The 18870-nt window shown below is 47.0% G+C and carries 17 protein-coding genes; 2 read left to right on the forward strand and 15 right to left on the reverse strand.

Annotation, left to right across the window (positions count from 1 at the left end; genetic code table 11):
• From DLE54_RS00495 to DLE54_RS00560, 14 genes are all read right to left on the reverse strand, one after another.
• Nucleotides 1-702 (reverse strand): ABC transporter ATP-binding protein, encoded by a 702-nt coding sequence (locus DLE54_RS00495; RefSeq protein WP_110815900.1) that lies wholly within the window; start codon nt 700-702, stop codon nt 1-3.
• 79 nt (nt 703-781) lie between these two features.
• Complete coding sequence (locus DLE54_RS00500) at nt 782-1582, reverse strand: arylesterase (protein WP_110815901.1); 801 nt, start codon at nt 1580-1582, stop codon at nt 782-784.
• Between the two features lie 136 nt (nt 1583-1718).
• Nucleotides 1719-2336 (reverse strand): GNAT family N-acetyltransferase, encoded by a 618-nt coding sequence (locus DLE54_RS00505; protein ID WP_110815902.1) that lies wholly within the window; start codon nt 2334-2336, stop codon nt 1719-1721.
• A 120-nt stretch (nt 2337-2456) separates the two neighbouring features.
• Entirely contained in the window at nt 2457-3761 is a 1305-nt protein-coding gene (locus DLE54_RS00510; protein ID WP_110815903.1) for a valine--pyruvate transaminase, read from the reverse strand.
• 60 nt (nt 3762-3821) lie between these two features.
• Nucleotides 3822-5111 carry a CynX/NimT family MFS transporter gene (locus DLE54_RS00515; protein ID WP_110815904.1) on the reverse strand — a complete coding sequence of 430 codons (1290 nt, stop codon included), beginning with the start codon at nt 5109-5111 and terminating at the stop codon, nt 3822-3824.
• Nucleotides 5112-5311: 200 nt separating this feature from the next.
• Nucleotides 5312-5560: a (Na+)-NQR maturation NqrM gene (gene nqrM / locus DLE54_RS00520; protein ID WP_011959387.1), complete on the reverse strand. Its 249-nt coding sequence runs from the start codon at nt 5558-5560 to the stop codon at nt 5312-5314.
• 234 nt (nt 5561-5794) lie between these two features.
• Nucleotides 5795-6970 carry an FAD:protein FMN transferase gene (locus DLE54_RS00525; protein WP_110815905.1) on the reverse strand — a complete coding sequence of 392 codons (1176 nt, stop codon included), beginning with the start codon at nt 6968-6970 and terminating at the stop codon, nt 5795-5797.
• Nucleotides 6971-7094: 124 nt separating this feature from the next.
• A complete protein-coding gene (locus tag DLE54_RS00530; RefSeq protein WP_011959389.1) occupies nt 7095-7895 on the reverse strand; it encodes an SDR family NAD(P)-dependent oxidoreductase in 801 nt (266 codons plus the stop codon).
• A 148-nt stretch (nt 7896-8043) separates the two neighbouring features.
• Nucleotides 8044-9282 (reverse strand): NADH:ubiquinone reductase (Na(+)-transporting) subunit F, encoded by a 1239-nt coding sequence (nqrF, locus tag DLE54_RS00535; protein WP_011959391.1) that lies wholly within the window; start codon nt 9280-9282, stop codon nt 8044-8046.
• A 64-nt stretch (nt 9283-9346) separates the two neighbouring features.
• Nucleotides 9347-9955 carry an NADH:ubiquinone reductase (Na(+)-transporting) subunit E gene (gene nqrE / locus DLE54_RS00540; protein WP_011959392.1) on the reverse strand — a complete coding sequence of 203 codons (609 nt, stop codon included), beginning with the start codon at nt 9953-9955 and terminating at the stop codon, nt 9347-9349.
• Nucleotides 9955-10629, reverse strand: coding sequence for an NADH:ubiquinone reductase (Na(+)-transporting) subunit D (locus DLE54_RS00545; protein WP_011959393.1), 675 nt, complete (start codon nt 10627-10629; stop codon nt 9955-9957). Before DLE54_RS00545 ends, nqrE begins: the two co-directional genes overlap by 1 nt.
• Nucleotide 10630: 1 nt before the next feature.
• Nucleotides 10631-11494, reverse strand: coding sequence for a Na(+)-translocating NADH-quinone reductase subunit C (locus DLE54_RS00550; RefSeq protein WP_110815906.1), 864 nt, complete (start codon nt 11492-11494; stop codon nt 10631-10633).
• On the reverse strand, nt 11478-12710 hold the full coding sequence (locus tag DLE54_RS00555) for an NADH:ubiquinone reductase (Na(+)-transporting) subunit B (protein WP_011959395.1): 1233 nt from the start codon (nt 12708-12710) through the stop codon (nt 11478-11480). The genes DLE54_RS00550 and DLE54_RS00555 overlap by 17 nt, the downstream gene beginning before the upstream one ends.
• 5 nt (nt 12711-12715) lie before the next feature.
• On the reverse strand, nt 12716-14080 hold the full coding sequence (locus DLE54_RS00560; protein ID WP_110815907.1) for a Na(+)-translocating NADH-quinone reductase subunit A: 1365 nt from the start codon (nt 14078-14080) through the stop codon (nt 12716-12718).
• Between the two features lie 389 nt (nt 14081-14469).
• On the opposite strand from DLE54_RS00560, the gene hisA reads away from it, so the two are divergent.
• Both hisA and DLE54_RS00570 read left to right on the forward strand, forming a co-directional pair.
• Nucleotides 14470-15249 (forward strand): 1-(5-phosphoribosyl)-5-[(5-phosphoribosylamino)methylideneamino]imidazole-4-carboxamide isomerase, encoded by a 780-nt coding sequence (hisA, locus tag DLE54_RS00565; protein ID WP_011959397.1) that lies wholly within the window; start codon nt 14470-14472, stop codon nt 15247-15249.
• Nucleotides 15250-15421: 172 nt separating this feature from the next.
• Nucleotides 15422-17035 carry a mechanosensitive ion channel family protein gene (locus DLE54_RS00570; RefSeq protein ID WP_110817256.1) on the forward strand — a complete coding sequence of 538 codons (1614 nt, stop codon included), beginning with the start codon at nt 15422-15424 and terminating at the stop codon, nt 17033-17035.
• 152 nt (nt 17036-17187) lie between these two features.
• On the opposite strand, the gene DLE54_RS00575 is transcribed toward DLE54_RS00570, so the two are convergent.
• On the reverse strand, nt 17188-18456 hold the full coding sequence (locus DLE54_RS00575) for an alpha-hydroxy-acid oxidizing protein (protein ID WP_110815908.1): 1269 nt from the start codon (nt 18454-18456) through the stop codon (nt 17188-17190).
• Nucleotides 18457-18870 lie beyond the last annotated feature (414 nt).

An 18870-nucleotide genomic window follows, 5' to 3' on the forward strand; every position in this document is an offset into this window, starting at 1 on the left:
CTATTCTACCTGCCCATCATGAATGGTAATGACCTGATCGGCATGCTCAGTCATCGCTGGGTCATGGGTCACCACCACCAAGGCCGTCCCAGACTGCTGCTGTAGCTCCAATAATAAGTGCATCACTTGCTGCGCATTTTGTTCATCTAAGTTACCGGTGGGCTCATCAGCGAAGATGATTTTGGGACGGGCGACCAGGGCGCGGGCGAGTGCTGTGCGCTGCTGTTCACCGCCTGAAAGCTGATGGGGTAAGCTGTCACGGCGGTGGGTAAGACCAACCGCTGTCAATAATTGCACCACCCGCTCTGGGTCAGGACGACGTGCAATATCCAGCGGAAACGCGATGTTTTCAGCCACGGTTAAGGTTGGTAATAAATGAAATGACTGAAACACAAATCCCATATCCTGCTGACGTTTTTGTGCCAATTCATCCTCGCTTAGGGTAGTGAGGTTTTGGCCATCAAGCCAAATCTCTCCACTATCTGGATAATCAAGTCCTGCCAGTAGCCCCAGCAAAGTTGACTTGCCTGACCCTGATTTTCCCATTATGACGACAAACTCACCAGCGTCAATCGACACGTCGACACCTTTTATGATGTCGGTCTTGGTATCGCCGATCATCACGCTTTTGCTTAGGTTGCGTGCCGTCAGTAGGGGCGAGGATTTAACATCGCTGTTTGGATTATCGATTTGGCTGCTCATAAAGTCTCTTTAGTCAGGGGACAAATAACAAGGTAATTAGGCAAAGTAATTAATCAAGGTGGCTGATTTATAGCGTGCGCTATTGAGCGGTCTGGGCCTGTTTTTGTGCTGCGACCTTTTCAAGCGCCGGTTTAAGCACCGGCAAGATGTTGTTATTGACGATACGCGCGTAGCCCTCTTTGGTGGGGTGAATGGCATCGGCCTGATTGAGGCTGGCATCACCGCCAACGCCGTCCAAAAAGAAAGGAATAAACACCACACCGGTGTCTTTAGCAATGTTGGGATAAATGGCCGAGAACGATTTGACGTAGTCATCCCCTAAGTTGTCATAGATTTGCATACCGCCAAGCACCACCACGCTGCCCTGGTCCTGTAAGCGCTTAATGGCCGTGCGAATATTGCTATCGATAGTCGCCACATCGATACCCCGCATGGCATCGTTGGCGCCTGTGGTCAAAATAGTGATGTCAGGTTTGGTTTTTAATACCCAGTCTAAGCGGTTCACCAATCCGGTGCTGGTCTCGCCGCTTAAGCCAGAGTTAATGACTTTGGCGTTGACATAACCGGCCTGTTTTAATGCCGCTTCTAATTGGGCGGGGTAGGCCTCAGTTTCGGGCAATCCTAATCCTTCTGTGAGTGAGTCACCGAGGGCCAGTATGGTAATTGGCTGCTCAATAACTTCAGCTGGGGCACTACTTTGTACGCTTGTGGTGGATTGTGATGCGGCGGGTGCGCTGGTGTTCGTCTGGGTCTTGGCTGTGGGCGCAGACTCAGCTTGTGACTGAGTGGCCGTCTTATCATTTGAGCTGGGCTGGCAGCCCATTAACAGAGCACTTGCAATAACAACAGCGGATAATGGCTTAAAAAACGGCATCGACATGGCTTTTTTTTATCCCAATAGTATGAATGACAAAATAATGAAATCTTATGTGAGCTCATACTAACAGGGGGCAGGCGCTTTGGCTGTTTATGAATGGTTATGAGCGTGTGAAATTGGCGCACACAGCATAGATGCACTACTGACCCTCTATAGTGCTGGTGGTTGTAGAGTAGCTTTCATCAAAGACTAAGGCAGTTAACACATGATCACGCCACTGCCCATTAATCTTTAAGTAAGACTTGGCATAGCCTTCTTGTTCAAAACCAAGCGTATTTAACAGCCGCGCACTTCGATGATTATCAGGCAAATAATTGGCCATAATGCGGTGTAGTCCATAGTGCTTGCGCACGTACTCAAGCGCCTTACTGAGCACCTCGCTCATAATGCCTTTGCCTTCATAGTCTGAGTCTATTGAATAGCCCACATATCCGGCCTGAAATACCCCATACATAAAGCCGCTAAAGTTAATCACGCCTATCACCTGTGTGCTGTTTTTTGAGGTGAGTAACATAGAGATGCCTTGGCGTTGACGGTGCATATCTAGTGCCGCTGCAATACGTGCTTGTACGCCCTCTAAGGTGTAATAATCGGGCTCACGGGCGGGCTCATAAGGTGCCAGCCGTGTCTCATTGGCCGTCAGATACGCTTGCAAGGGCTGCGCCCACTCTTGGCTTATCAGATACACCTCGGTGCTATCGGTACCAAACAATTTATTCATAGCGCTGTGAGGCACCGTCTCAGTAGTAGAGGGCATGGCTATTATTTCCTAGACAGGGCAGCAAGTGTTAACATCAGCTTTATGTCGCAACAGCGGATGCAACAAGAACTGATGTAACAACAGCGGATGTAACAACAGCGGATGTAAAACAGCCTGTTATTGGGCGTCATATAAGCTGCGTACCACCTCACCAATGACTTTAATGCCCGATGCCAACGTTTCATCACTGGCGGCAATACTCATCCGGATGCACTGATGGGCGTGCGGATAATCGCTGATGTCTAAGCCTGGGAAGAAGTGTTCACTTGGCACAATGAGCGTGGCTTTTTGTTTTAACAGCTCGTAAAGCTCTGTGGTGCTAATGGGTAAGTCCTTGAACCACACCCACAAGAAAATCGCCCCTTCAGGCTTGTGAATGAACACTGGATACTCACCCAGCTGCTGTTTTAAATGCTCGATGGCAAGCTTAGCTTTTGCTGCATAAAAGGGCTGGATGGTCTCATCACACAGCTGCTTTAGGCTGTCGTCATTAAGTAGCGGTCCGGTAATGGCAGCCCCAAAGCGAGTGGGGGCCAGATTGACCACAGCGTTCATGGCGCTCACGGTTTTTACCACTTCTGGGGCGGCAATAATGATACCGGTACGGGCGCCAGGTAGGCCTATTTTAGACAAGCTAAAGCACAAAACCGTATTCTCATCCCAGTTTAGATTGACATCAGGATAAATAATATTGGGGAAGGGCTCACCATAAGCATTATCGATAATCAAAGGCACGTCGTACTGTTTGGCAAGCTGCGATAAATGTGCCATTTCTTCATCGGTCAGCACATTGCCGGTGGGGTTGGTGGGGCGTGAGCAGCAGATTGCACCAATTTCCCCATTTTTTAGTGCTGGCAAGTTCTCTAAGGCATCAAAGTCAATTTTGTATTTAAAAAAGCCGCTTTCGCCCTCGTGCTCAACCTCTTCAGTCTCAGGCTTTATAGCAATAAAGTGTTTGCCATCAATGTGCACATCGCTATAGCCGATATACTCTGGGGCTAGTGGCAATAAAATAGATTTGGTGGTGGTATTGCCTTTTTCGTCTTCGAATTGACCACCAAATAAGTTAAACAAATAGAAAAAAGCATTTTGTGAGCCATTGGTCAGCACGATATGCTCAGTGGTAAGGTTCCAGTGGTAATGACGGTTAAAAAAAGCCACCAAGGCCTCGATAAATTTGGCATCGCCTTGCGGATTTGAGTAGTTACCCACTGATTCGATGGCGCCGCCTTCAATGCCGCCTTTTTCCAATGATTTATAGACCTCAAAATAGGCTTCATTCACTTTATCAATGCGTGCTGGATTACCGCCGCCTAACATATTGACAGGTGTTGGGCTTTTTAGGGCGTCGCCTAGGTCGTCCATAAGTTGAGAGATGGCGCTGGTTTGGGTGAATTGCTGTCCGTATTTTGAAAACTTCATAACAGTACCGTTTAAGTTATTTTTAGATTAAAAGTTAAAATTATTGACTTAGAGTAGTCGCTAAGCGGGCTTGCCGTCAATCATAATAGGACGACTGGCAAGCCAAGCGATAATTAAGTTAATGATGGTCAGTATCAATATAAATAATAAAGGGCTATCCCAGCCGCCAGTTGCTTCATGCAGCCAGCCTGCGCCAAAAGGACCGGCGAAAGCCACCAAGTAAGCCACGGTCTGAGCCATCCCCGACAGTTTACTGGCTTGGTTTGGGCTATAAGTGCGTAAAGAGAACAGCATGATACATAGGGTAAAAATACTGGCACAGCCAAGCCCCATAATAGCGGTCCACAGCCAAGCTAAGTGAGGTGATAGATAGGTAATACCGACTAGGCCAATGACATTGAGTACCGTGGCGGCAATGGCCACAGTCTGAATTTGCATTCCGCGGCGAATTAGCCACGTCATACCGATAATGGCAATGGGCGCCATAAACTGGAACACCGAGCCCATGCTACCGCCCTCAACCTCACTTAAGCCTTTACTGATCCAGATGGAGGGTAAAAAAGCGGCCACGGTATAAAATAACAAGGATTGTAGCCCCATAAACACCGCCATTTGCCAGGCCAGTGCTGATTTCCAAATACAGATGTCCTCTTGCGCTTGCTGCTCTGAGTTCATTACCGCTGCGGGCATCTTATGAGAGGATCCAAGCCTTAAACGTAAGATGACCCACGCAATAATGGCAGCAATACCCAATATTGCCCAACCACCCAGCGCCCACTGCCAACCGATCCGCTCAGTCAATGGATAGACCAGTCCTGAGACTATCCCCGCCATCACCGACATGGTTAAGCTAAATAATCCGGTCACTAACGCAATATTGTGCGGGGTTCGCTGCTTGATAACCGGTGCCACTAAGGTGTTGGCAAAACCGATGGCCAATGACAGCAATACCGTACCCACCAAGAAGCCATGCCAGCTGACCCAAGTTGAGCGCATGATAATACCGGCAGTAATGACGAATAGCACCGCAATTAAGGTATTCTCAAGCCCAAAGCGTTTGCCTATCGCCGGAGAGATTAAGGCGCCGAGTGCAAACATTAGCATAGGAATGGCACCCAGCCAGCCAATATGGGTGGCATTGATATTGAGTGCGTCCTGGACCACAGGCGCTATGGCACCGAGTGCCACGATGGGCGAGCGCATATTGCTCGCCATCAGTAATATGGCGATGACCACCAGCCAAAATACCGCAGGTGGTGTCTTTTGACCCAAAGTATGGGCGGGCTGGGAGGCGTTAGGCGTCGTCGCCTTAGAGCTGAGACTGTTTTGGGCAGAGGTAGAATGCGACATAATAGACCACTTACTTGTGACAGACGGGGTAGAGGTTAGCGGGCATAAAAAAACCACCGCATAGGCGATGGTTTAACTATAACAGAAATGATCGGGGGAACCTAAGCCAGAAAGTTTGAACATTAATAACAGTCTATATTCTCTGGCGGTTTTACTGAGATTTTGGGGCTTTATGGCAGATTTGACTTATCCGGTATGGTTCATAAGGCCGATTTACCTAGGTCTGCCGCCTTTTTACTATCAAAAGCTTTTTCGTCATTAATCTGTTCACACAAATTAGGATCGTTACCGCAAAACTGACAGGTTTCATCTCCCATCAGGTTGGCCACACGTCCGCAAGAGCCGCGTAACGGCTCTTTTTTTACCATATAGCCGATGCCCATCATCAAAAAAAATAGGACAAAGACGCCGAAGGTAATCAGCAGCATAGGAAGAAGTTGAGCGAGCATAATAACCTCACTTAGATTAAGAGGCTTGGGCGCAAGGCTGACTATAGAGTTGTTGCTAAGTCTATTACTGCTGTGCCACAAGCTAGATTTGTCATCGATCTTTGGGTATCTATTCTACCATATTTGGCTTAAATAGGCGGGGCTGATTAAAATCGCGACGGGTGCGATCAATTCGCCGCCATCTTAATCTAAGCTATAGTGCTTATAAACCCGGTACCTCATAGCTCTAGATATTTAGTCTTTTTGACCAGAGCGTAGCGTTTTCATAGCCGGAGTCTCGACCACTTCCCAGTAAGCTAGAGGGTCGGCTTTGTTCTTTTTAATCTCCTCAAGAGAGGGCACTTCATCATGGATCTTACCATCTTTGGGTATCACAAATAGCACTGCCAAATTATGCTGCTTAGCGGTGGCTAGCGCTTTTTCGTAAGTCATGGCGGTCAAAGCAGTCGCCCAAGCATCGGCCAAAGAGACACTATCTGCCACGACAGACACAGAGGGCGCACCGCCGGCAATGGGCTGGCCGGTGGTGGGGTCAATGGTATGGCTGTAGCGGCGACCATCGAACACCACCGAGTTACGATAGTTGCCCGAGGTGGCCAGATGCAGCTTGTTGCTTAAGAGGGGCTGGCGAATGGCCGCTAAGGTATAACGCTCGCTGACGGTACTGTCTATGATGGGCGCATCAATGGCAATTTGCCAAGGTTGGGCGTTTTGGTTCACCCCTGAGGTGGACACTTCACCACCAATCTCCACCATGTAGTTATTAATTTTATAGTCTTTGTGCAGCACCTCAGCAATCACATCGACCCCATAGCCCTTGGCGACAGCTGAGAAGTCCAGCGCCACGTTTGGCTTGTCTTTGCTAAGCTTATCTTCGGTGAGCTTGATACCTTTAAAGTCGAGTAGGGCTTTGGCTGTGGCTATCTCAGAGGCGCTTGGCGGGTTTTGTAATCTTTCGGCCGTCATTACTGTGCCAAATCCCCAAAGATTAATTAGCGGCATCACAGTAGGGTCAAAGGCGCCGCCTGATTGTTGATATACCTGTTTGGAGTCATTCAATACTTTTATAAAATCAGCATCTACCGTGATTGACTCACCAGCGCCCAAACGGTTGAATTTAGAGATGGTCGAGTCTTGCATGTAAGTCGACATACTGAGATTAATCTGCTGTAGACGCTTATCGATGGCTTGCTGAATCTCGTCTTGATTCACCCCCTTTGGGTTTTGGAAAGTGATGTGATAGCTGGTTCCCATGGTCTCACCCTTGATATAGTCATAGGTAGGAGGTTGATCACAGCCGCTCATCATCACAGTAGTGGACAGCATAAGCGTGCCCATTATGGCTTTTGAAGCAGATAAGTTAGAGGATGACCCGGTGGGTGATAACAGTGCGGAGAATAAAGGCGTCATAAGTATATTTTTATAAAAATAAAGGAGAGGGGCTGATATAAGGTCGTCTTATATCAGCAGGAGGGGGTATATTTTAACGCTATTAATGGGCTTTGTGGCAGCTTTACTACTTAGCTTTACTTTACTACTTAACTTTTGCGCCGCGGATAAGTTTATACAGCTTAGGCGGTGATACCCGGTTGACTAAGGTGGCAAACTTCTCTTTTTGACCTGCGACGATAATGTACTCCTCGTCTTGAACCAAGGCTTTTACCGCTTGCTTAGCAAAGGCTTTGGCACTTAGGCCTTGGTCAGTGGCGTCATCCATCGTGCCTTGAGCGCTGCCATCTGCAGTCAGGGCATTGATGGAGACGTTGGTCTGGATAAAGCCTGGGAATATGGTGGCCACTTTAATATTGTCCTCACTTAATTCGGCACGCAAGCTATTGGCCCACATGTGAATGGCCGCTTTGGCCGCACCATAAGCACCGCGATATTGTGTACCTAATAATCCGGCCACACTTGAGACCATCACCACCTTGCCGCCACCCTGGGCAATCATATCTGGTAGTACCAAACGCGTTAGTCGGGTCTGAGCAAAATAATCGATCTCCATCAATTGGCGCTCAACGGCCTCACTGGTCTGCATAATTAATGAGCGCTGACTGACCCCCGCGTTATTAATCAGCCAATCGACATGGCCCGCATTTTGGATAACGGTGGCATAAGCCGCTTCAGCTTGTGCGACGTCTAAGATATCAAAGGGCACCACGACGTGTTTTGTCGGTTTTTTACATTTGGCTTTAACGGCCTCGAGCTTTTGTTTATTGCGCCCGCTTAATATAATTGTGGCACCGCGGCGAGCGAATTCTATCGCCAGCGCTTCACCCAGCCCACTTGAGGCACCAGTAATCCAAATGGTTAGGTTATTTAGTTTGGTTTTCATAAGCATCCTTTCTTATGTGACAGAGTTAGTAGGGCAGATTTTATAAATAGTGGCCATAAAAAAAGAGCCTCCATTGAGGCTCTTAATTTATCACAGTTTATCGGCTTAAGAGCAGTGGCTCTTTGTCAGCAGGCATTCATCCCGCTCACTAACCACCGAAATCATCCAATAAGATGTTTTCATCTTCGACACCTAAGCTGTGTAGCATGTCGATAACCGCGGCGTTCATCACCGGTGGCCCACACATATAGAATTCACAGTCTTCTGGGTTTGGATGGTCTTTTAGATATTCCTCAAACAACACGTTGTGAATGAATCCAGTATACCCTTCCCAGTTGTCTTCAGGCTGTGGATCAGACAGTGCCACGTGCCATTCGAAGTTATCGAACTGCTCCGCTAACATGTCATAATCTTCAACATAGAACATCTCGCGAACCGAACGTGCACCATACCAGAAGCTGATCTTACGATCTGAATGCAGACGTTTTAACTGATCGAAAATGTGCGAGCGCATTGGCGCCATACCTGCACCACCACCGATGAATACCATCTCAGCTTTGGTGTCTTTGGCGAAGAATTCACCATAAGGACCTGATACAGTGACCTTATCACCTGGCTTTAAGCTAAATACATAAGATGACATCTTGCCTGGTGGGATACCTTCAGGGCCACGAGGCGGCGGACTGGCAATACGGATGTTAAACTTGATAATGCCTTTTTCATCCGGATAGTTGGCCATTGAATAGGCACGGATCACTGGCTCATCTACTTTTGAGACATATTTAAATAAGCCGAAATGATCCCAGTCACCGCGATACTCTTCTGCAACATCGAAGTCTTTATAATGCACTTCATGCGGCGGCGCCTCAAGCTGTACATAACCACCGGCACGGAAGTTGACCTCTTCACCATCTGGAATTTTTAATACCAGCTCTTTAATAAAAGTGGCCACGTTGTCGTTCGAGACAACCTCACATTCCCATTTTTGTACATCAAAGAATTCAGGGTCAATCTCGATTTTCATGTCTTGCTTCACCGCAACCTGACACGCCAAACGCATGTTGTCACGGATTTCGCCTTGAGTGAAGTGACCTTCTTCAGTAGGCAGAATAGAACCACCACCCTCGATGACTTTACAGCGGCACTGGGCACAGGTTCCACCACCACCACAAGCGGATGATAAGAAGATACCTTCGCTGGCGAGAGTTTGTAATAGTTTACCACCGGCTGGGGTTACCACATCATTGTCAGGATTGCCATTAATATGAATGGTGACATCCCCTGAGCTGACCAATCTTGAGCGGGCAATCAAAATAATGGCTACCAAGCTCATGATAATCAGGGTAAACATGGCGACGCCGCCAATGGCGGTACCAAATAACTCCATGATTTTTGTCCTTTTTTAAATATTAAAATCGCTTGTTATCTATTAAACGGGCAATGTAAATCGGTTAAATTGACATGCCACCAAATGACATAAATCCAAGCGACATCAATCCGACAGTAATAAAAGTAATACCTAAGCCGCGTAGTGGGGCAGGTACGTCTGAGTATTTTAGCTTTTCACGGATACCCGCTAATAAAGCAATCGCTAATGCCCAACCAAAACCAGCACCCACACCATAAGTTAAAGATTCGGTGAAGTTGTAGTCACGCTCAACCATGAACAGTACGCCGCCCATGATGGCACAGTTTACAGTGATCAGCGGTAAGAACACCCCAAGTGCGTTATATAGTGAGGGCACAAATTTATCCAAGAACATCTCAAGGATCTGAACGGTAGCAGCAATCAAAGCGATGTAGCTTAGCAGCCCTAAGAAGCTTAAGTCGATATCTGGGAAACCTGCCCAAGCCAGCGCCCCATTTTTTAGGATGAACTGAAACAAGAGGTTGTTTAGTGGTACGGTGATACTCATTACCACGATAACGGCCACACCAAGACCAATGGCAGTAGATACTTTTTTCGATACCGCCAAGAAGGTACACATGCCTAGGAAGTAGGCAAGCGCCATGTTTTCAATAAAAACAGACGTGATAAATAAGCTGACATAATGTCCCATTAGTGACCTCCTCCATGAGCCATGCCTTTCGACTGCGGCTTAATAACAAACTCAGGCTCTTCTACTTGCTCAGGCTTCCAGATACGTACTACTGTGATAAACATCGCAATAATAAAGAAAGCAGAAGGGGGAAGTAGTAATAAGCCATTTGGCACATACCAGCCACCATCGGTGACGGGTTGTAGTAGGGTAATGCCTAAGATGCTGCCGTTACCTAAGAGTTCACGAATAGTGGCCACAAATAGCAATACCGCTGAATAGCCAAGACCGTTACCAATACCATCTAAAAAGCTTGGTACAGGAGGGTTACTCATAGCAAACGCTTCAGCACGGCCCATAACGATACAGTTGGTGATAATCAAACCAACGAATACCGAAAGTGACTTACTCACATCATAAGCCACTGCTTTTAGAATCTGATCCACCACGATTACCAGTGAGGCAATAATGGTCATCTGTACAATAATACGGATGCTTGAGGGAATACGATTACGGATGGTTGAGATAAAAAAGCTTGAAAAAGCCGTTACCAAGGTCAAAGCAATACACATAACCAACGCGTTTTTTACGCTGGTTGTTACTGCCAGTGCCGAACAAATACCCAAGATTTGTAACGCAATGGGGTTATTGTCAAAAATCGGCGTGGTTAAGATTTTTTTAGTTTCTGTAGCCATGTTATGCCTCCTCGCCCGCAGTGGTTGATGTCTGAGCGTTAGCTGTGTTGTTCGGAGTGCCACTACGTAAGTTGTCTAAAAATGGTTTGTAACCGCGGTCACCCAACCAAAATTGGATAAGGTTTTTTACACCGGCGCTGGTTAAGGTTGCCCCACTGATGCCATCTACCCAGTTTTCGTTTGGCTTAGGTTGACCGGCTTTAGTAACCCCTGTGGCCACTTCACCTTGGTCATTATAAGCATGAACGCCTTTCCACTGATCACGCCATTTATCTTCTTCAATACGAGCACCAAGACCTGGGGTCTCTTTATGAGCGTACCAACTGATACCTTTTACCGTATTTAAGTCGCCCTCTAAGGTTAAGAAGCCGTACATGGTGCCCCAAAGACCATAGCCATGTACCGGAAGTACCATCAGCTCAGGTTTGCCATTGGCATCATTTTTTACATAAACTTTGGCAAATTTTGGCGTTGAGCCGATACCAGCTGGGTCATCATTACCTAAGTCGATGCTTAGCGCCTTGTTTTTAGAAGCTTGGTCGGCATCGTACTTGTCAATATCTGTGATACCGGCAGTCGTTAGCTCTTGCTCGGTTGCGTAATGACCTTTTTGTAGGTCCACCAATTTTACTTCAAAATCTTTAAAGCGCTCTTCGACATCTTGGTTGGTGTCTTTCGCTGGGTCAAATAAGCCGGCTGCTACCAAGATGTTTTTGTTACGGTCAAGTAGCTGGTTGTCTACTTGAGCGGGTTTTAAGCCTACTGCTACGGCGGATACCATTACGGAACACACCAAACATAAGACTAGGGCCACCATAATGGTGGTCATGTTTGAGTTTGAGCTTTTCTTAGTCTGCTGGGACATGACGCATCCTCCGAGCCGTTTGACGTTTGATGTTTGCTTGAGTGACAAAGTAGTCAAACAAAGGCGCAAACAAGTTAGCAAATAAGATGGCTAGCATGATGCCTTCTGGGAAGGCGGGGTTGATGACGCGAATTAACACCGTCATAAAGCCAATCAAAATACCATATGCCCAGCGGCCTTTGTTGGTGTGAGCAGCTGATACAGGGTCGGTGGCCATAAATACCGCACCAAAAGCGAAACCGCCCAATACCAAATGCCAGTACCAAGGTAGACTCATCATTAAGTTGTCGCTTGAGCCGACAGCGTTAAATACCATTGAAGTGGCTACCAGACCGACCACACAGCCGGCGATAATGCGCCATGAGGCAATGCGAGTCCAGATAAGCACAATCATACCCAGTAAGATAGCTAGGGTAGATACTTCACCAATACTGCCTTGCATGTTGCCTAAGAAAGCATCCATCCACGTAATGGCTGAGCCGTAAGCGTCGACGAATTTATCTGGTGTCACACCGATGGCCGCTAGACCTAAAGGTGTTGCCCCTGAGAAGCCATCAACAGCCGTCCAAACAGTATCGCCTGACATGTAAGCGGGGTAAGCAAAATACAAAAACGCACGACCTGATAGGGCAGGGTTTAAGAAGTTTTTGCCGGTACCACCGAATACCTCTTTAGCGACAACCACACCGAAGCTGATGCCAAGGGCAACTTGCCATAAAGGAATATCAGGTGGCAAACACAGTGCAAATAGCACTGAGGTGACGAAGAAACCTTCGTTCACTTCATGACCACGCACCACAGCGAACACGATCTCCCAAAAGATACCGACTGCGAAAGTTACGATATAAATGGGTAAAAACTGCATGGCGCCATAAACGAAGGCGGCCCACATACTGTTTGGATCATAGCCGACCATGTTGGTAATAGCCGTGCGCCAGCCTTCAGGCTGTAGCCCTAATTGGCTAATGGCCATTAACGCTTGATGACCGACGTTGTACATACCCCAAAACATGGCAGGGAACGTACATAACCACACCACAATCATGATGCGTTTTAGATCAATACCATCACGGACGTGCGCCGCTGAATGGGTTGTGCTGCTTGGCTGACGTAAGAAAGTATCGAACATTTCAAACACAGCGTAGTATTTCTCAAGTTTGCCACCTTTGGTGAAATTAGGCTCTAAGCGGTCAAACATATTGTGTAAAAATTTCATCAGCGTTAGCCCTCCAGCTCGATGCGAGTTAAGTTATCACGCAAGATGTCGCCAAACTCGTATTTACCCGGTGATACAAAGGTACAAAGTGCCAAGTCTTCTTCATCAAGCTCTAAAGCACCGAGGTCTACTGCTGAGATGATATCTTCAACAATTAGGGCACGTAGTAATTGGGTTGGCAAATAGTCTTGTGGCATGACTTCCTCGAAGACGCCAATGGGCACCATGGCACGAGGAGAGCCATTTGTGGTCGTGGTAAAGTTGTATTTTTTGCTCTTAAAAAACTGCGAGATATAAATAGGCAGTTTTGAGAAGCGGTTAAAGCCTGGGCTAAAGAAGTGGAACGCTGGGCGCTCATAGCCTTCTTGTAACACGCTTACTTGGTTATGAAAACGGCCCAAATAAGCGGTGGTGCCAATGGTTTTACGGCCGGACAATACCGAGCCGGTAATAATACGGTTGTCACCAGAGATTAATTCACCTTGAGTCAGCTGAGTTAACTCGGCACCGCGCTCAGTAAGCACCAGATGTGGCTTGGCCACCGCAGGGCCTGCCAAGCTAATAAGACGGCTGGTATATAAGCGGCCTGTGGTAAACAACTTACCAATGGCAATCACATCTTGAAAGCCAATGGTCCACACCGTCACATCACGGCTGACGGGGTGTAAAAAGTGAATGTGGGTACCGGCATTACCTGCAGGGTGCTTACCTGCAAAAGCATGATATTCGGTGCTGTTGCCAGGCGCTATTTTGGCGACTTTTGGCAAATTGGCATTGCCGTGATGACACACATAAGTTTTGGGAGATAAGGTCGACAAAACGGCAAGACCATCATCGAAGGCTTGCTGTTCTTGCTGGATAAGCAGCATCGGGTCGAAGGCTAATGGATTGGTATCCATTGCGGTGACGAAGATAGCTTGTGGACGCGCACCAATTTCAGGTGTACGGCTATAAGGGCGAGTACGAAACGCCGTCCATTCACCAGATTTGATTAATTGCGCTTGCACAGCTTCAGCGTCTAATCCCGCCAACTCGTTTGAGGCATATTGCTTGAACGTCACCTCATTAGCATTTGGGCCAGCATTGGGATCAATCTCAATGACGAGGCTTTCAAATACTCGGCGGTCGCCACGATTAACAGCAACGACTTTACCTGAGGCGGGTGCGGTGTAGATCACACCAACGCGTTTTTTGTCTTCAAAAACAGGTTGGCCTTTTGTGACAATATCACCTTCTTTAACGTTCATTGTGGGCTTCATACCGACATAGTCGTAGCCCACAAGTGCAACGTGCTTTGGCGAATGCTGGGTGATTTCACTGCTGGGAGCGCCAGCAATGGGCAAATCAAGCCCCTTTTTGATGGTAATCATAAGCGAACTTATTCCATAAGCGAAGAAAGGCCAGACGTCCTGTCGGGTTTGCACAAGTCAAGAACGGCGCAGTGACCGAGATATGATCTTGCAAAGATAAGATGTAGCAGCAGCACGACAAAAACGCACTTCAGAACTATAAAACCCGCGAGATTTAGGAAAAATGCTTACGAATAGTTATACCTGTGCTAACCTCTTAGCATAGAAGACAGTGGCGACTGGCTACCAAAATACATATACAATATAACCTAGGATTATACGTTAAATTACCCTAAAATTGCCAGTATGTTTGCTAATTTAAGCAGTTTGAGGCTACAAATGTAACCTAAAAATGCTTTTTACTCACCCTATATTTTTCCTCGCTTACTATTTAAGCTAAGGCCTTTGATATGCGTACTCAATCTCCTTTTACCCAAAATACCGATGTAACGACCGCTGTGGCACCACTTCTTATTCCTGCCATTGATCTAAAAGATGGCAAGTGCGTGCGTCTTAAGCAAGGCCGTATGGAAGATGACACCGTATTTTCTGACGACCCTGTGGCGATGGCCACTCGCTGGGTGAATGAGGGTGCCCGTCGTTTGCATTTGGTGGACCTAAATGGTGCCTTTGATGGTGTGCCGGTGCACAAAGATGTGGTGATGCAAATCGCTAAGGCGCATCCGAACCTACCTGTACAGCTTGGCGGCGGTGTACGCAGCCTACAGACCATTGAGCATTATCTGGCTGCGGGACTGACCTATATTATTATCGGTACCAAGGCGGTTGAAAACCCCGAGTTTGTGGAAGAGGCTTGCCGAGAGTTTGCCGGTCATATCATCGTCGGTATTGATGCCAAAGACGGCATGGTTGCTACCCATGGCTGGGCCAATGTCACCGATACTAAGGCCACTGAGCTTGCTAAGCGCTTTGCTGATGCTGGCGTATCTTCTATCGTGTATACCGATATTGCGCGTGATGGCATGATGCAAGGCGTGAACGTCGAGCAAACCGTGAATTTGGCCCGTGTTGGTGGTCTGCCGGTTATCGCATCAGGCGGCGTGACTGATATGAAGGACATTGAGCTGCTAAAACCCTATGGTGACTGCATTGAGGGTATCATTACAGGCCGTGCTATTTATGAAGGCACCCTAGATTTGGGCGAGGCTCAGGCTTATTTGGATAAGTAGTGCACCCCAAAGCCCAGTAGATATTCAGATAAGCAGACCCTCAACCTAAAAACATCAGAGTAACCGGAGAACAATGCCCTTTTTTTTAAAGCCGTCTCATAGCCACCGCACCACTGAATCTGGCTTGCGCCTAAAACCCATCACCGCTGATAGGGGCAGGCTAGGGGCTGTGATGCTCCTTGTTAGTGCATGGCTATGGTGCTTGCCGGCGCAAGCGCTAACTGAAGCAGAGCAGCAAGATACTAACAGTGAGGCCGCAAGCGTCAGTGCCGAGCCGGTGGCGAGTAATCAAGAGATTGAGCAGCAACCGGTGGACTCAGATAAGCCAGACATAGCTGAGACACCGGGCGCGGTCAATGTGCCTACCGCGGGCAATATAACCGACAAAGACACCGTGATTGCCACCAAGCCTGATCAGGTCAATGATCAAGATATCAAGCAGCGCATTAGCGGTATCTACTCTGAGATTGAAGGATTAAAAGCGCTTAGCGTTACGGTTAGCCAAGGTGTGGTCAGTATATCGGGTGAAGTGCCCAATGAAAAAAAGGCGCAGCAAGCCATTAGCTTAGCCAATAGGGTCAGCGATGTGGTGGCCGTCGAGGACCGCATTAGTCGTACGCTGGATGTGCAAGACAATGTCACGCCGGTAATTAGTTCGCTAAACCAGCAAATCCGTGCTTTTATCCAGGCGTTACCGCTGCTGGTAGTGGCCATTTTAGTGTTTGCTGCAGTAGTTTGGTTTGGGTCTTGGCTGGCACGGCGTGAGTCGTTATGGCAGCGCATCACTCCCAATCCCTTTATTGCCGAACTGCTGGCACAAACGGTTAAGGTGCTGTTCTTTGTTATTGCGCTGTTGCTCGGCTTAAGCCTGATGGGGGCTGAGGCCATCATTGGCACCTTGCTCGGAGGTGCCGGTGTCATCGGTATTGCAGTGGGCTTTGCAGTAAAAGACACCATTGAGAACTATATTGCCTCTTTGATGCTCAGTATCCGTCAGCCCTTTCAGGCGCGAGATTTGGTCAGTATTAATGGTCAGCAAGGCATTGTGGTACGTCTGACCAGTCGGGCCACCATTTTGATGACCTCAGATGGCAATCAATTGCGGTTGCCAAATTCAGAGGTGTTTAAAGGTACTATCTTAAACTACACCAAAAACCCCGAGCGCCGCTTTACCTTTCAGTTGGGCGTCGATGCTAATGATGACCCCTTAGCAGCAATCAAGGTAGGCTTAGAGGCAGTTAACAGTCTGGATTTCGTCCTTGATAACCCAAAAGCTGTGTGCATTATTACTGAAGTCGGCGACTCCAATATCATGCTCGAATTTCAAGTATGGGTCGATCAAACCGATACCGATATCATGAAAGCTCGTAGTATCGCTATTCGTGAAGCCAAGCATGCTCTTGAGGACCATGGCTTTAGCTTACCTGAACCGATTTATCGGTTGCGCTTTAACCAAGATGTAGAGCATGCCATCATGCAATTGCATAGCGCCTTATCCGGTGAATCAGCAGAGTCTACTGAATATGACAACAGCTTTGTGGCAAATAATCCTAAGCTGATTGAAGCGCTGAGCAAACAAATAGCGGCACTCAATAATCAAGCCAAACCAGATACCGTACAAAAAGAGCAAGCCAAGCAGCGCGCCAAGCAGATACTGGGTGATAAGGCGGTCAAAGAGATCTTTGATGCCAAGCCTGATCCAAAATTGATGCAAAAAGTAGAAGAGGAAATCCAAGACCACAGCGGTGATAAAGACTTATTAGATGGCAATAGTCCGCAAGAGTAAGCCGTTGTCATTTGAATGTACAATCAATACCTTAATATACAGTCAACACCTTAATATACAGTCAGCACCAAAAAAAAGCTGAGCTCCCATATCGGGGCTCAGCTTTTTTTAGTATTCACACCTATAGGCTTTTAGCGCTTAATTATCAGCTCTTAGCCATTATAAGTGTCGTATTTCTCATTCTCACCAACGATATCAATGTAGCTTGGGTTTAAATCAGACAGTTTGGCTGCACCACTAAGTAGCATGGCTGTTTTTAAATCTTGCTCTAAGAACTCAAGCACTGACTGAACGCCTTGCGCGCCGCCTAAGCCTAGACCATATAATACTGGACGACCAACGGCCACAGCATCTGCACCCATTGCCAAAGCACGCACAACATCAATACCACGGCGTACACCACCATCTAAAATGATAGGCACACGGTTGTTTACAACCTTAGCGATGGCCGGTAGCGCAGTCATACTGGCAGGTACACCATCGATTTGACGACCACCATGGTTGGATACTTGAATGGCATCGGCGCCGGCACGGATAAATTTATCCGCATCATCAGGGCGTAAAATACCTTTAACAACGACAGGTAGACCGGTGAAGCTCTTGATGAACTTAATGTCTTTGGTGGTTAAAGAGGTTTTTTGATCAAAGAAGTTACCAAAGCCGCCTTTTTTCGGATCATGGTTACCGAAGTTTTTGTCAGGACGGAATGGGCTGCCCATGGCTTTAAAGTTATCAGGCTGACCTGGGCCTAAGGCATCGGCAGTCAAGATGATGGCTGAGTAACCTGCTTTTTTGGCACGAGTAAGTAGCTGACGTGTCACAGCTTCATCATTGTTGTAGTACAACTGGAACCATTTTGGACCAGTTGTGGCACTTGCAATCTCTTCTAACGTGGCATTTGAGGCCCCAGAAGAGCAATATAAAGTTTTGGCTAGGCCGGCACCACGTGAGGTATCTTGCTCAGCTTTTTCATGCACCATAGCATGAGCACCCATTGGCGCAACCATGATGGGTGAGTTTAAATCTAAGCCCAATAGGCGGGTTTTGATATTAATGTCATTATTTGATAGACCGACCAAGCGCTTAGCTGCGATACGGTAGTCGTTAAAAGCACGGCGGTTTTCACGTAAGGTCCATTCTTCACCAGCTGCCCCTGATACGAATTCATAGCCGGCTCTAGGAATGACGGCACGCGCTTCAACTTCCAAGCGGTCTAGACTGATGACGTTTAATTTCTTTTCTGCGGTGCTGGCAAGATAGGGCGCAGGTGGCGTCTTGGCATCATTCGCCGCCGCAAACACTTGAGTGCTCATTAACGGTAGAACAGTGGCGCTTAGACCAATACCGGCAGCGCCGATTAGCTGACGTCTGGAAAGTGATTTGTTAGCCAACGCTTCAGCTGATTTGTTAGAAGTTGTCATGATAGTATCCTCAAATTAGGTAAAAAACCAAGGTTAAAGGTTTATTAAACAAGCATAAAACAGCTGTTAGGTTACGCTGTCAAAGGGGGGTAATCATTTACTTAGCAATTTATTATAATCCTTATAACTAACGCTTTTATATTTTTCTAGGCGTCTTTTCAGCAAGCTGAAAACTCAGTTATTCGGTATAAGGGATATATTATGCTTAGGTTTTTATTTTACCTTGTATAAACAATCCTTGCACTATGTTAAATTTTATTAATGAAAGATTGCTGATATAATAGAGTAACAAATCTATAGACCTTTTACCACAAGGTATAAGCTCTAAAATCTTTATTAATCCATCTATATTTTTTTACAAAAGTTAATCATAAGTTACTTAATGAATCACAAGTTAACATAATGAAATAAAAC

Origin of the sequence: Psychrobacter sp. YP14 (genome assembly GCF_003209315.1) — a bacterium.
Classification (GTDB): domain Bacteria; phylum Pseudomonadota; class Gammaproteobacteria; order Pseudomonadales; family Moraxellaceae; genus Psychrobacter; species Psychrobacter raelei.

Excerpts from the sequence above, each read along its gene's own strand:
- DLE54_RS00495 (WP_110815900.1), bottom strand. The coding sequence starts at position 702 with ATGAGCAGCCAAATCGATAATCCAAACAGCGATGTTAAATCCTCGCCC.
- DLE54_RS00500 (WP_110815901.1), bottom strand. The coding sequence starts at position 1,582 with ATGTCGATGCCGTTTTTTAAGCCATTATCCGCTGTTGTTATTGCAAGT.
- DLE54_RS00505 (WP_110815902.1), bottom strand. The coding sequence starts at position 2,336 with ATGCCCTCTACTACTGAGACGGTGCCTCACAGCGCTATGAATAAATTG.
- DLE54_RS00510 (WP_110815903.1), bottom strand. The coding sequence starts at position 3,761 with ATGAAGTTTTCAAAATACGGACAGCAATTCACCCAAACCAGCGCCATC.
- DLE54_RS00515 (WP_110815904.1), bottom strand. The coding sequence starts at position 5,111 with ATGTCGCATTCTACCTCTGCCCAAAACAGTCTCAGCTCTAAGGCGACG.
- nqrM (WP_011959387.1), bottom strand. The coding sequence starts at position 5,560 with ATGCTCGCTCAACTTCTTCCTATGCTGCTGATTACCTTCGGCGTCTTT.
- DLE54_RS00525 (WP_110815905.1), bottom strand. The coding sequence starts at position 6,970 with ATGACGCCTTTATTCTCCGCACTGTTATCACCCACCGGGTCATCCTCT.
- DLE54_RS00530 (WP_011959389.1), bottom strand. The coding sequence starts at position 7,895 with ATGAAAACCAAACTAAATAACCTAACCATTTGGATTACTGGTGCCTCA.
- nqrF (WP_011959391.1), bottom strand. The coding sequence starts at position 9,282 with ATGGAGTTATTTGGTACCGCCATTGGCGGCGTCGCCATGTTTACCCTG.
- nqrE (WP_011959392.1), bottom strand. The coding sequence starts at position 9,955 with ATGGGACATTATGTCAGCTTATTTATCACGTCTGTTTTTATTGAAAAC.
- DLE54_RS00545 (WP_011959393.1), bottom strand. The coding sequence starts at position 10,629 with ATGGCTACAGAAACTAAAAAAATCTTAACCACGCCGATTTTTGACAAT.
- DLE54_RS00550 (WP_110815906.1), bottom strand. The coding sequence starts at position 11,494 with ATGTCCCAGCAGACTAAGAAAAGCTCAAACTCAAACATGACCACCATT.
- DLE54_RS00555 (WP_011959395.1), bottom strand. The coding sequence starts at position 12,710 with ATGAAATTTTTACACAATATGTTTGACCGCTTAGAGCCTAATTTCACC.
- DLE54_RS00560 (WP_110815907.1), bottom strand. The coding sequence starts at position 14,080 with ATGATTACCATCAAAAAGGGGCTTGATTTGCCCATTGCTGGCGCTCCC.
- hisA (WP_011959397.1), top strand. The coding sequence starts at position 14,470 with ATGCGTACTCAATCTCCTTTTACCCAAAATACCGATGTAACGACCGCT.
- DLE54_RS00570 (WP_110817256.1), top strand. The coding sequence starts at position 15,422 with ATGCTCCTTGTTAGTGCATGGCTATGGTGCTTGCCGGCGCAAGCGCTA.
- DLE54_RS00575 (WP_110815908.1), bottom strand. The coding sequence starts at position 18,456 with ATGACAACTTCTAACAAATCAGCTGAAGCGTTGGCTAACAAATCACTT.